The organism is Mycobacterium sp. NAZ190054, assembly GCF_001545925.1.
Classification (GTDB): domain Bacteria; phylum Actinomycetota; class Actinomycetes; order Mycobacteriales; family Mycobacteriaceae; genus Mycobacterium.
Genome location: NZ_LMVQ01000102.1, coordinates 1 through 12,102, shown reverse-complemented (window position 1 = coordinate 12,102; position 12,102 = coordinate 1). Strand labels below are relative to the sequence as shown.

At 68.9% G+C, this 12,102-nt stretch carries 9 protein-coding genes, 1 tRNA gene and 1 pseudogene; 4 read left to right on the top strand and 7 right to left on the bottom strand.

Going from position 1 to position 12,102, the window contains the following annotated elements:
• A pseudogene (locus ASJ79_RS33100) lies at positions 1-169 on the top strand (hypothetical protein); the annotation flags it as partial.
• A gap of 156 nt (positions 170-325) precedes the next feature.
• On the opposite strand, the gene ASJ79_RS09160 reads toward ASJ79_RS33100, so the two are convergent.
• From ASJ79_RS09160 to ASJ79_RS09150, 3 genes are all read right to left on the bottom strand, one after another.
• Positions 326-991 (bottom strand): DUF433 domain-containing protein, encoded by a 666-nt coding sequence (locus ASJ79_RS09160; protein ID WP_067954394.1) that lies wholly within the window; start codon positions 989-991, stop codon positions 326-328.
• A 190-nt stretch (positions 992-1,181) separates the two neighbouring features.
• A tRNA-Thr gene (locus ASJ79_RS09155) sits at positions 1,182-1,257 on the bottom strand.
• A 47-nt stretch (positions 1,258-1,304) separates the two neighbouring features.
• Complete coding sequence (locus ASJ79_RS09150; protein WP_067954393.1) at positions 1,305-2,528, bottom strand: DNA polymerase III subunit delta'; 1,224 nt, start codon at positions 2,526-2,528, stop codon at positions 1,305-1,307.
• Between ASJ79_RS09150 and ASJ79_RS09145 the strand changes: the two genes are divergently transcribed.
• Positions 2,527-4,209: an adenylate/guanylate cyclase domain-containing protein gene (locus ASJ79_RS09145; protein WP_369803633.1), complete on the top strand. Its 1,683-nt coding sequence runs from the start codon at positions 2,527-2,529 to the stop codon at positions 4,207-4,209. The genes ASJ79_RS09150 and ASJ79_RS09145 overlap by 2 nt on opposite strands.
• 11 nt (positions 4,210-4,220) lie before the next feature.
• Here ASJ79_RS09145 and topA read toward each other — a convergent pair whose 3' ends face one another.
• The 3 genes from topA to ASJ79_RS09130 all read right to left on the bottom strand — a co-directional run bounded on the left by topA (position 4,221) and on the right by ASJ79_RS09130 (position 8,067).
• Complete coding sequence (topA, locus tag ASJ79_RS09140; protein ID WP_067954391.1) at positions 4,221-7,013, bottom strand: type I DNA topoisomerase; 2,793 nt, start codon at positions 7,011-7,013, stop codon at positions 4,221-4,223.
• A 134-nt stretch (positions 7,014-7,147) separates the two neighbouring features.
• Entirely contained in the window at positions 7,148-7,738 is a 591-nt protein-coding gene (locus ASJ79_RS09135; protein ID WP_067954390.1) for a hypothetical protein, read from the bottom strand.
• Between the two features lie 125 nt (positions 7,739-7,863).
• The gene (locus ASJ79_RS09130; protein ID WP_003882601.1) at positions 7,864-8,067 is read right to left on the bottom strand and encodes a cold-shock protein; all 204 of its coding nucleotides are present in this window, start codon (positions 8,065-8,067) and stop codon (positions 7,864-7,866) included.
• Positions 8,068-8,345: 278 nt separating this feature from the next.
• Here ASJ79_RS09130 and ASJ79_RS09125 point away from each other — a divergent pair, with 278 nt between their 5' ends.
• A complete protein-coding gene (locus ASJ79_RS09125; protein ID WP_067954389.1) occupies positions 8,346-10,694 on the top strand; it encodes a DEAD/DEAH box helicase in 2,349 nt (782 codons plus the stop codon).
• Positions 10,695-10,741: 47 nt separating this feature from the next.
• Entirely contained in the window at positions 10,742-11,830 is a 1,089-nt protein-coding gene (locus ASJ79_RS09120) for a PAS domain-containing protein (protein ID WP_067954388.1), read from the top strand.
• 29 nt (positions 11,831-11,859) lie between these two features.
• On the opposite strand, the gene ASJ79_RS32080 is transcribed toward ASJ79_RS09120, so the two are convergent.
• Complete coding sequence (locus tag ASJ79_RS32080) at positions 11,860-12,018, bottom strand: hypothetical protein (protein ID WP_156448351.1); 159 nt, start codon at positions 12,016-12,018, stop codon at positions 11,860-11,862.
• Between the last annotated feature and the right edge of the window lie 84 nt (positions 12,019-12,102).

The following is a 12,102-nucleotide window of genomic DNA, read 5'->3' as shown; positions in this document are numbered from 1 at the left end:
GGCGCGCCGCACCCGCGGCGTGCGGCTTGTCGCGACGGATCTGGACTGGTCGGCCGGGCGCGGTCCCGAGGTGCGCGGGCCCGGTGAGGCACTGCTGCTGGCGATGACCGGACGCGTCGGCGCGGTGCGCGGCGAGCTGGCCGGCGAGGGCGTGTCGGCGCTGCGCTGACGCGCCACTAGTTCTTCGACGCGATCAACGTCTGTCAGGGCCAGGTTCTCCGTACCCCGTTTGCAGAGACAGCAAACAAGCCGCCCCGGCATTCGCCATCCTCGCTCGATCAGCCCCGCCGCCACACGCTTGCCGAGGCTTCGATCCAGAAAGAACTCAGGCGGCTCTTTTGAGGCCAACGCGGCATATCTCTTCGGTCTCCGAAACACTCAACCCGTACTCATCAGCCACAACGGTCAGAGATTCACCGGCGGCCCACAGGTCGATCACGGCTTGGATCGGCACCTTATTTCGCTCGATGACGGGCTGCCCCCACGCGAATTTCGGATCCACAACCACGCTCGCATCGTCCCCGAACCCACGCAGCTTCAAGCGTGCCGCATATTCGCCTTCGTCGTCCCAGGTGATGTAACGGAGGTAATCGCCGACTACGTCACGGATCAGGATTTGTCGATCCCCGACACGAGCGAACTCATCGTCTGCGTGATGGATGAATATGTCGATACCGTCCGTGGCGATTCGCTTGCTCGCGAGTGCGAAGTCCGTGCCGAATGTCTCTCGGACATCGACTACGGTGTCGGCGATTTGGCGCTTGGTGAAGCCAAGTTCGTTTCGCAGAGCCCGCAGAACGAAAGCTTCGACCAGAGCGGCGAACGGCACGGATGCTGCACCCCTCCGGCCAACCTCTACGTGATGCACAAGCGGAGCGTCGCCACGCGATCCGTCATGGAGCCATTGGTCCACGGTGGAGCGAGGAATCTGGAGATAGACAGACACTTCCCGCCGTGTGAACAACGGGTCCTTGAAGATATCCACTGCCATCGTCGGAGCTCCACCTTCCCCTAGGCAAATGTCGTCGCTCCCGCCCCCAAAGTATGCATCAGGGGTCTCACAGCCCGAGAGTGGAACGTGAAGCGCACGGCCGGGACTTTAGACCTTAGAACGTCGTGCCGATGCTGCATTTCGACCCCACGTGAGGATCAGAACGAAATGCGATGTCCATCGACATCAGTGGAGCCGCCTGGGGGAATCGAACCCCCGACCTATTCATTACGAGTGAATCGCTCTGCCGACTGAGCTAAGGCGGCGCTGTCGGGCGGGATGAGTCTACGGCAGGGCCTCCCGGCGGCCCAACTCAGCTGCGCAGTGCCTGACCGACGGTGCCGACCATGGCGTCGACCGCGAACTTCGGCTTGACGTTGACCGCGAGCGCCTCGCGGCATTCGAGGACGGCCTCGATGCAGCGCAGCAGCTTGTCCGGCGACGCGTGCGCGGCCATCGCCGCGACCTTGTCCGCCATGTCCGGATGGTTCGGCACGACACCGGTGGCCCCCGAAGCCACCAGCAACGCGTCCCGGAAGTACGTCGCGAGGTCGATCAGCGCGCGGTCCAGCGCGTCCCGCGACGCTCGGGTCTGCCGGGACTTCTGGCGTTTCTCCAGGTCCTTGAGCGCTCCGGCGGCGCCGCGCATCGTGCCGGCGGTGCCCTTCCCGGTGCCACCCGCACCGAGCGCGGTGCGCAGTTCCTCGGCCTCGGCCTCGTTGCGGTCCTCGGTCAGCGCCTTGGCCTCGGCTTCGGCGGTGGCTACCAACTCCTCGGCGGCCGCGTACGCCCGCGACGGCGTCGCGGCATCCCGGGCGAGCCCGAGCGCGCGTTTGCGCCGCTCCCGCGCCTGCTCGTCGGTGGCCAGCCGGCGGGCCCGCCCGACATGGCCTCCGCTGACCGACGCGGCCCACACCGCGTCCTTCTCGGGCAGCCCGTCGGACTCCATCAGCACCTTGGCGATGGCGTCCACCGGCGGGGTGACGAGCGCGACGTGACGGCAGCGCGACCGCAGGGTGATCGCGATGTCCTCGGGGTCCACCGACGGCGCGCACAGCAGGAACACCGTCGACGGCGGCGGCTCCTCGACCACCTTCAGCAGCGCGTTCGCCGCCCCCTCGGTCAGCCGGTCGGCGTCCTCGATCACCACGATCTGCCAGCGGCCGGTGCCGGGCCGCCGCGACGCGATCTGCACGATCGTGCGCATCGCGTCGACGCCGATGGACAGCCCCTCGGGGATGATGCGGCGCACATCGGCGTGGGTGCCGGCCATGGTCGTCGAACACGCCCGGCACTCGCCGCATCCGGGCGTGCCGGTGGAGGTGCACTGCAGCGCGGCGGCGAAACACAGCGCCGCGACCGACCGGCCGGACCCGGGCGGGCCGGTGATGAGCCAGGCATGCGTCATCGTTCCGGTGTCCCCGGCCATCTCGCCGCCGGAGCTGTGAGTCGAATCACCGCGAGCCGCCCGCGCAGCCGCGATCAACTCCTTCTCCACAGCGTCCTGACCCACCAGTCGCGAGAAAACCCCGGCCATCGCCGATAACAGTAATGCTGCGAACCGACACGTCCGTACCAGAGGCCCCTTCCGCGTCAGCAGAGCCCGATACGGTTATCGGGTGGCCGCCGAACCGATCGAAGTGGGACGAATCAGTGCATTCGTCCGCTGGGTCGCGCGCACGCCGTGGCCGGTGTTCATGCTGGGCATGCTGCAGGCCGACATCATCGGCGCGCTGCTGGTGCTGGGCTTCCTGCGCTTCGGCCTGCCGCCGGAGGACCGCATCCAGCTGCAGGACCTGCCCGCCTTCAACCTCGCCGTTTTCCTGGGCTACCTGTTCGTCTCGTTCACGGTTGCGTCGTATGTGAGCCTGCGCATGCTCATCCCGGTGATGCGCTGGCAACGCCGCGACATGCTGCTCGGCGACCGCCACCCGACCGACACCGAGGTCGCCCGCATGCGGGCGCTGAAGATGCCGTGGTACCGGTCGCTGATCAGCGCGACGAACTGGCTGCTCGGGTCGGTGGTGTTCATCGTGGCCAGCTGGCCGGTGGCCAGCAAGTCCGCGCCGGTGGTGGCGGTGGCGACCGGTCTTGGCGCCACCGCGACCGCGATCATCGGTTACCTGCAGTCCGAGCGGGTGCTACGGCCGGTGGCGGTGGCCGCCCTGCGCGGCGGGGTGCCGGAGGACTTCCGGGCGCCCGGGGTCATCCTGCGCCAGGTCCTGACGTGGGTGCTGTCCACCGGCGTGCCGGTGCTGGCGATCGTGCTCGCGTTGGTCGCCAGCAAGTTCGAGGTGCTGACCGCACCCGCCGACCGGCTGATCACCACGATCCTGCTGCTGGCGATCGTCGCGCTGGTGATCGGGCTGTCCAGCACCGTGCTGGTGGCGATGTCCATCGCCGACCCGCTGCGCCAGCTGCGCTGGGCGCTCGGCGAGGTGCAGCGCGGCAACTACAACGCCCACATGCAGATCTACGACGCCAGCGAGCTGGGCCTGCTGCAGGCCGGCTTCAACGACATGGTGCGCGACCTGGCCGAGCGGCAACGATTACGCGACCTGTTCGGCCGCTACGTCGGCGAGGACGTGGCCCGCCGGGCGCTGGAACGGGGGACCGAGCTCGGTGGTCAGGAACGCGACGTCGCGGTGCTGTTCGTCGACCTGGTCGGCTCGACACACCTGGCCGCGACCAGGCCCGCCGCCGACGTGGTGAACCTGCTCAACGACTTCTTCCGCGTCGTCGTCGACACGGTCAACCGGCACGGCGGCTTCGTCAACAAGTTCCAGGGCGACGCGGCGCTGGCCATCTTCGGCGCGCCGATCGAACACCCCGATGCGTCCGGTGCCGCGCTGGCGGCCTCCCGCGAGCTGCACGACGAACTGATCCGGGTGCTCGGCGAGACCGACTTCGGCATCGGCGTGTCCGCGGGCCGGGCGATCGCCGGCCACATCGGTGCGCAGGCCCGCTTCGAATACACCGTGATCGGCGACCCGGTCAACGAGGCGGCCCGGCTGACCGAGCTGGCCAAGCTCGAACCCGGGCACGTGCTCGCGTCGTCGATCGCGGTCGCCGACGCGCTCGACGCCGAGGCGCTGTGCTGGGACGTCGGCGAGATCGTCGAGCTGCGCGGGCGCACCGCCCCGACCCAGCTGGCCCGTCCGGTGAACCTGGTCTCGCCGCGCGACGTCAACCCGGAGATCGCCGGCGACCGCGGTTGATGTAGATCGGGTCAGGCCTTCTTCGCGGCTTTCTTGGCCGCCTTCTTGGCCGGCGCCTTCTTCCCGGCCTTCTTCGTGCGCTTGACCGGGCCCCGCGCGCGGCGGTCGGCCAACAGCTCGGAGGCCCGCTCATCGGTGATCGACAGCACGTCGTCACCCTTACGCAGGCTCGCGTTGGTCTCCCCGTCGGTGACGTAGGGCCCGAAGCGGCCGTCCTTGATCACCATCGGCTTGCCCGACACCGGGTCGTTGCCCAGTTCGCGCAGCGGCGGGGTCGCCGCGCCCTGGCGCCCACGCCGTTTCGGCTCGGCGTAGATCTTCAACGCCTCGTCGAGGGTGATGGAGAAGATCTGATCCTCGGTGGCCAGCGACCGGGAGTCGGTGCCCTTCTTCAGATACGGGCCGTAGCGTCCGTTCTGGGCGGTGATCTCCTCGCCGCTGGCCGGGTCGACACCGACCACGCGGGGCAGCGACAGCAGCTTGAGCGCGTCCTCCAGCGTCACCGTCTCGAGGTCCATCGAGCGCAGCAGCGAACCGGTGCGCGGCTTCGGTCCGGTCGGCTTCTTGGCCTTCTTCGCGCCGCTGCCGGCCTCGCCGTCGTCGTCGCCCTTGGGCTCGGGCAGCACCTCGGTGACGTACGGACCGTAGCGACCGTCCTTGGCGACGATCTCGTGCCCGGTCTCCGGGTCGATGCCCAGTGAACGGCCCTCTTGCGGTGTGGCGAAAAGCTTTTCGGCCAGCTCGAGGGTGAGCTCATCCGGTGTCAGCTCGTCCTTGAGGTTGGCCCGCTGCGGGGTGAGCTCGCCGTCCTCGCCGACGATCATGCGCTCCAGGTAGGCCCCGTTGCGGCCCACCCGGACGTTCACCGCGCGGCCCTCGGCATCGTCGAAAAGCTTGATGGAGTTGACTTCTCGCGCGTCGATCTCTTCGAGGTTGCCGCCGACGAGCTTCTTGAGCCCGCCCGCGCGGGCGATCGAACCGTCGACGCCGTGCTCACCGCCGAAGTAGAAGTTGTTGAGCCAGTTGCTGCGTCGCTCGTTTCCGGCGGCGATCGCGTCGAGTTCGTCTTCCATCGCGGCGGTGAAGTCGTAGTCGACCAGCCGCCCGAAGTGCTGCTCGAGCAGACCGATGACCGCGAACGCGACCCACGACGGGACCAGCGCGCTGCCCTTCTTGTGGACGTAACCGCGGTCCTGGATGGTCTTGATGATCGAGCTGTACGTCGACGGCCTGCCGATCCCGAGGTCTTCGAGCGCCTTGATCAGCGAGGCCTCGGTGTAGCGCGCCGGCGGTGAGGTGGTGTGACCGTCCGCGGTCAGATCCTTGGCGTCGACGCGCTGCCCCTGGGTCAGGTTCGGCAGCCGGCTCTCGGCGTCGTCGGCCTCCCCGCCGGCCTGCTCGTCGAGGCTCTCGACATAGGCCTTCAGGAAACCCGGGAACGTGATGGTGCGTCCGCTGGCGTTGAACACCACCTGCTCGCCGCCCCGCGCGGTGCCGCCGATCCGCAGGCTCAGCGTGGTGCCGCGCGCATCGGCCATCTGGGAGGCGACAGTGCGCTGCCAGATCAGCTCGTAGAGGCGGAACTCGTCGGTGTCGAGCTGGCTGTGCAGCTGACCGGGGGTCTGGAACACGTCACCGGCGGGGCGGATGGCCTCGTGGGCCTCCTGCGCGTTCTTGACCTTGCGGGTGTACTGCCGCGGCGTCGGATGCACGTACTCCTCGCCGTAGAGTTGGCGGGCCTGGTTGCGTGCTGCGTCGATGGCGGACTGCGACAGCGTGGTCGAGTCGGTACGCATATAGGTGATGTAGCCGTTCTCGTACAGCCGCTGCGCGATGCTCATCGTGCGCTCGGACGAGAACCGCAGCTTGCGACCCGCCTCCTGCTGCAGCGTCGAGGTCATGAACGGTGCATACGGGCGGCGGGTGTAGGGCTTCTGTTCGACCGACGACACCGCGAGCTGCGCGCCGCGCAGCCCGGCGGCCAGCCCGTTGGCGGCCGCCTCGTCCAGCACCAGCACCTCGTCGGGCTTCTTCACCGCGCCGAGGGAGTCGAAATCGCGGCCGGTGGCGACCCGGCGCCCGTCGACCGTGTTGAGCTTGGCGGTGAACGTCGGCGGGGAGGCCTGCGCGTCGGACACGCTGGCGTCCAGTTCGGCGGTGACGTCCCAGTACCCGGCGCTGCGGAACGCCATCCGCTCCCGTTCGCGCTGGACGATGATGCGCGTCGCGACCGACTGCACCCGGCCCGCCGACAGCTTCGGCGCGACCTTCTTCCACAGCACGGGGCTGACCTCGTAGCCGTACAGACGGTCGAGGATGCGGCGGGTCTCCTGCGCGTCGACCAGGTCGTTGTCCAGATCGCGGGGATCCGCGGCGGCCGCGCGGATCGCCGGCTCGGTGATCTCGTGGAACACCATCCGCTTGACCGGGATGCGCGGTTTCAGCGTCTCCAACAGATGCCAGGCGATCGCCTCGCCCTCGCGGTCACCGTCGGTGGCCAGATAGAGCTCGTCGACGTTCTTGAGCTTGTCCTTCAGCTCGGCGACGGTGCTCTTCTTGTCCGGACTGATGATGTAGAGCGGTTCGAAGTCGGCGTCGACGTTGACACCCAGGCGGGCCCACGGTTCCGACTTGTACTTCGCCGGGACGTCGGCGGCGGCGCGGGGCAGATCCCGGATGTGCCCGCGCGAGGACTCGACGATGTAGTTCGAGCCGAGATAGCCGGCAATCTTGCGCGCCTTGGTCGGCGACTCGACGATCACGAGTCGCCGCACACGTCCGCTGCCGCGGTCCTCGTCAGCCACCTTTGTCCAGCTCCAATTCTCCAGCTGCCCGCGGGATGCATCCATTCATGCCACCCGCCCCGGCAAGTGACAATTTGACACCCCGGGCCTGCCGACGCAAACCGTCCCTACCCCGTCAGAGCTGTTTCGAACGGTTACAGCCGCGGCCACTGCGACAACGCAACACCCTCACCCGGCGGTTCCCCCACGTTCTCTACCAGGCGCGATAGTCGCCGACGCCCGCTGATCCGCAACGCGGGATGCGAGCCCCTGGTGCCGATCAGAGTCGGCGCGATCCCGACCCTCATCATCGCCGACGCGAGCGCGGAATGCGTGTCGGGGGCGTGCGGATCCAGCCCGAGCAGGTAGCGGTCGTCCTCCGGCCGGCCCGCCGCGAGCGTCCAGGCCCTCAACTCGCGCGGTCCGGGCAGCCACTGCGGGGGCACGGTCTTGACCGCTCCCCTGGTCCAGTCGGCGGCGATCCCGGCCAGCCGGACGTCCACCGCGGTGCGCACGAGCGGGCTGTCCTCGTCGGTGCGGGCGATCTCCGGCTCCAGACCGGCGTCGGCGATCATCTCGGCCAGGCCCTCGGCCCGCCACAGCGCATCGACCACCACCGACAGCCGCGCGGCCTGTCCCCCGGCGCCACCGACGAGCACCGCCTGTCCGGGCGCAGCCAGGATCCCCGTCAGGTCGGCGATCGCCGGGGGCACCGACTCCGCCGAGAAGAAGGACAGCTGGCTCACACGTCAGACACTAAGCCAGCGCGGCCTCACAGCCCCGTTACCCGGCCGCCCGGGCGCGCATATAAGAACGCCCCCGCGGCGTCGTGGTGGACGGCGCGGGGGCGTCTTGAGGTCTTGGTGGCCGCTCAGATGGCGCGAACGCCGGTGGCCTGGGGCCCCTTGGGGCTCTGGCCGACCTCGAACTCGACCTTCTGGTTCTCCTCCAGGGTCCGGAAGCCGGATCCCTGGATCTCCGTGTAGTGGACAAAGACGTCAGCGGAGCCGTCCTCGGGGGCGATGAAGCCGAAGCCCTTCTCCGCGTTGAACCACTTCACAGTTCCCTGTGGCATCTTTCGTACTTTCCTTCTCTGTATTCACCGGGTGCGGTCCGCCGTCTTTCGGCAGACCGGGCCCGTTCCGACCGCCATACCTTCGTGGAGTGCTCGGAACTCGACCCGACCTACAACCCTCGCAGGAACCGCGATCGCAACGTCGTTCCTGCGAGTGCTGATACACGAACACAGAAGCTGCGACCGCCGTAAGTCAACCATGTTCAGGGCCGCTGCGACAGTCTCGCGGCGATCACGTAGTGAACAATTCACACGAGACGACATCAGAAGGGAGCGACGTGACGGATCCGGGGCCGGATTTCGGCCGGGAGCTGCTCGCGTGCGCCGTCGACGGGACCGCCGCGGACGAGCATCCGCTGCGTCATGTCGCGGACCTGCCGCCGCGGCAGGCCAGGCCGCAGGCATGGCCCCGGTGGGCGGACCCAGATGTGGTGCGGGCGTTCCAAGATCGCGGTGTCGAGGCCTTGTGGTCGCACCAGCTGGCGGCCGCCGACCTGGCCCGGGACGGGCGGCACGTCGTCCTGAGCACCGGTACCGCCTCGGGCAAGTCGCTGGCCTACCAACTGCCGATATTGACGGCGTTGAAGGAGAACCCGCGGTCGCGGGCGCTCTATCTGTCGCCGACCAAGGCGCTCGGTCATGACCAGTTGCGCTCCGCGGCCGCGCTCACCGCGGCCGTGCCCGGCCTGGCCGACGTCGCGCCCACCCCGTACGACGGCGACAGTCCCACCGAGGTGCGACGTTTCGCCCGGGAGCGGTCCCGGTGGATCTTCTCCAACCCCGACATGATCCACCTGTCACTGCTGCGCAACCACGCCCGCTGGGCCGTCTTCCTGCGTCACCTGCAGTACCTGGTGGTCGACGAATGCCATTACTACCGGGGAATTTTCGGGTCCAACGTGGCGATGGTGCTGCGCCGGCTGCTGCGGTTGTGCGCACGGTATTCCGACAGCGGCTCAGACTTCTCCGGCCCCACCGTCATCTTCTCCAGCGCCACCACCGCCCAGCCGGCGGTGACCGCGTCGGAGTTGATCGGGCAGACGGTGGCCGAGGTGACCGAGGACGGGTCACCGCAGGGGGCCCGCACGGTCGCACTGTGGGAGCCGGCGCTGATTCCCGACCTCGTCGGCGAGAACGGTGCGCCCGTGCGCCGTTCGGCCGGCGCCGAGGCGGCACGGGTGATGGCCGACCTGATCGTCGAGGGCGCGCGGACGTTGACGTTCGTGCGCTCCCGCCGCGGCGCCGAACTCACCGCGCTCGGCGCGCGGGACCGGTTGGCCGACACCGCCCCGGAGCTGGCATCTCAGGTGGCGTCCTACCGCGCCGGCTATCTCGCCGAGGATCGCCGCGAGTTGGAGCGCGCGCTGGCCGACGGCGAGCTGCGCGGCGTGGCCACCACCAACGCGCTCGAACTCGGGGTCGACATCGCCGGCCTCGATGCGGTTGTGCTGGCCGGGTTTCCGGGGACGGTGGCATCGTTCTGGCAGCAGGCCGGCCGTGCCGGACGCCGGGGCCAGGGCGCGCTGATCGTGCTCGTCGCCCGCGACGATCCGCTCGACACGTATCTGGTGCACCACCCGGCGGCACTACTGGACAAACCGATCGAACGGGTGGTCATCGACCCCGGAAACCCCTACGTCCTCGGTCCACAATTGCTCTGCGCTGCAACGGAACTACCACTGACCGAGACGGAGGTCCGGATGTGGGGCGCCGAGGCGGTGGCCGAGACCCTGGTCGACGACGGACTGTTGCGCCGCAGGCCGAGCGGCTACTTCCCCGCGCCGGGGCTCGACCCGCACCCCGCGGTCGACATCCGGGGCGCCACCGGCGGACAGATCGCGATCCTGGAGGCCGGCACCGGTCGGATGCTGGGCAGCACCGGCGCCGGCCAGGCGCCGGCCTCGGTCCACCCCGGTGCCGTCTATTTGCATCAGGGTGAGAGTTATGTCGTCGATTCCCTCGATTTCGAGGACGGCGTCGCTTTCGTCCACGCGGAGGACCCCGGCTACACCACCTTCGCCCGCGAACTGACCGACATCAGCGTCACCGGCCCCGGCGAGCGCGCCCAGCACGGGCCGGTCACCGTGGGACTGGTGCCGGTGTCGGTCAGCAACACCGTCACCGGTTACCTGCGTCGCCGCCTCAACGGTGAGGTGATCGACTTCGTCGAACTCGACATGCCCACCCGCAGCCTGGAGACGATGGCGGTGATGTGCACCATCACGCCGGAAGCCCTGCAGGACAGCGGTATCGACCCGCTGCGGGTTCCGGGCTCGCTCCACGCAGCCGAGCACGCCGCGATCGGCCTGCTGCCTCTGGTGGCCAGCTGCGACCGCGGTGACATCGGCGGGGTGTCCACCGCGATCGGGCCCGTCGGCGGGCTGCCGTCGATCTTCGTCTATGACGGCCACCCCGGCGGCGCGGGCTTCTCCGCGCGTGGATTCCGCACGATGGACCGCTGGTGGGAGGCCACCGCGGCGGCGATCGACGCGTGCGAATGCCCGTCGGGATGCCCGTCCTGCGTGCAGTCCCCGAAGTGCGGCAACGGAAACGACCCGCTGGACAAGGACGGCGCTGTCCGGGTTCTCCGGCTGGTCGTGCACGCGCTCACAGGACATCTCGACTGAAGCCGCGCACCCCGGAGGGCACCCGGCCCGTCGGTAGGATCAGCGACATGACCCACGACTGGCTGCTCGTGGAAACACTCGGCACCGAGCCCGCCGTCGTCGCCCACGGCGCCTACACCAAGGACCTCGTCCCGGTCGCCACCTACCTGCGCCGCAACCCCCACCTGATGGCGATCCAGACCGCGATCGGCGAGACGGTCCGCAGCGGGAGCGGTCTGAGCAGCATCACGCCGAAGAACGACCGCGTCATCCGCACCGAGGTCGTCCAGATGTCCGACGGACGGATCCACGGCGTGCAGCTCTGGGCCGGAGCGCCCGACGAGCCCCCGCCGGAGCGCCCGCTGGTCGGCCCGCTGTTCTGGGATCTCGACGTGGGTACCGCCACCGACACCCCCCAGTCGCTGGAGGTCGGCGGTTGGGACCCGGCCCGGCAGCCCACCCACGGGCGGGTCTTCGCCGACGATTTGCCCCGGCGCGACCTGAACCCGAATGAGGCCGAGGTCCTGAGCATGGTGATCAGGCCGCAGCCGGGTGTGACGCTGTGCAACACCTGGGATGTCACCGACTATCGCGGCCAGCCGATCACCGTCGGATTCGTGGCGCGCTCGGTTCCGGAGATTCAACCCGACGGCAGCGAACGGTTGATCTGTCGCGCGATGAACTGGCGCAGTGTCCGCGAGGGGGCGGGCCTTCAACACGATCTGCTGGCCCAGCGCATCGTCGACGGGATGCGTCAGCCCGGTGTGTACCGGGCGCTGGTGGATCCGCGGCACTGGACCTTGCTGAAATGGCTGGACGACCCGGTGCCGTTCCTCGACTGGCGCGTCAACGTGATGCTCAGCGAGGAGACGATCCATCCGCACGACCGCGCCACGACGATGGCCGCGATGGCCGCGGAGTTCGCGACCGGTGTCACCAGTGGCGTGCTGCGCATGGTCGGTCCCGACGGGGACTGGACACCCGTTCACGTGACGGTGAACCGGGTCGAGTTGGGCAGGAACGTCTACGCGGGCCTGGCGTCACTGCGGTTGCCGACGGCCTCCGAACTCGCCGCCGCGGGACTCGACGGTGAGCTCGGCAAGACCGACCGCCGACCGATCGCGTTGCCGCGCAAGGACAAGACCGGCCGCACCTAGTCAGTCGGCGTCGGCGGCGTCGGCGGGTTTCAGTCGCCGCCGCGACCCTTGCTGGCGCCGTTCCCTTTTCCGTTTCCCTTGCCGTTGCCGTTGCCATTTTCGCCCTTCTTGCCGGGCCCCTTGTTGTCCGGCGCGGGCGGCGCCGGCTGCTGCGTCACGAGCGGGGCCGTGGGCGCGAGTGGCGTCATCTTCAAACCGACCGTACGCGATGTGGCTCTATATGCAGGCTGCCGTACGGCGGGTTTTTCCCTGGCGACAAGGTTTTATCGTTG

Excerpts from the sequence above, each read along its gene's own strand:
- ASJ79_RS09160 (WP_067954394.1), bottom strand. The coding sequence starts at position 991 with ATGGCAGTGGATATCTTCAAGGACCCGTTGTTCACACGGCGGGAAGTG.
- ASJ79_RS09150 (WP_067954393.1), bottom strand. The coding sequence starts at position 2,528 with ATGGCCGGGGTTTTCTCGCGACTGGTGGGTCAGGACGCTGTGGAGAAG.
- ASJ79_RS09130 (WP_003882601.1), bottom strand. The coding sequence starts at position 8,067 with ATGCCACAGGGAACTGTGAAGTGGTTCAACGCGGAGAAGGGCTTCGGC.
- ASJ79_RS09120 (WP_067954388.1), top strand. The coding sequence starts at position 10,742 with ATGACCCACGACTGGCTGCTCGTGGAAACACTCGGCACCGAGCCCGCC.
- ASJ79_RS32080 (WP_156448351.1), bottom strand. The coding sequence starts at position 12,018 with ATGACGCCACTCGCGCCCACGGCCCCGCTCGTGACGCAGCAGCCGGCG.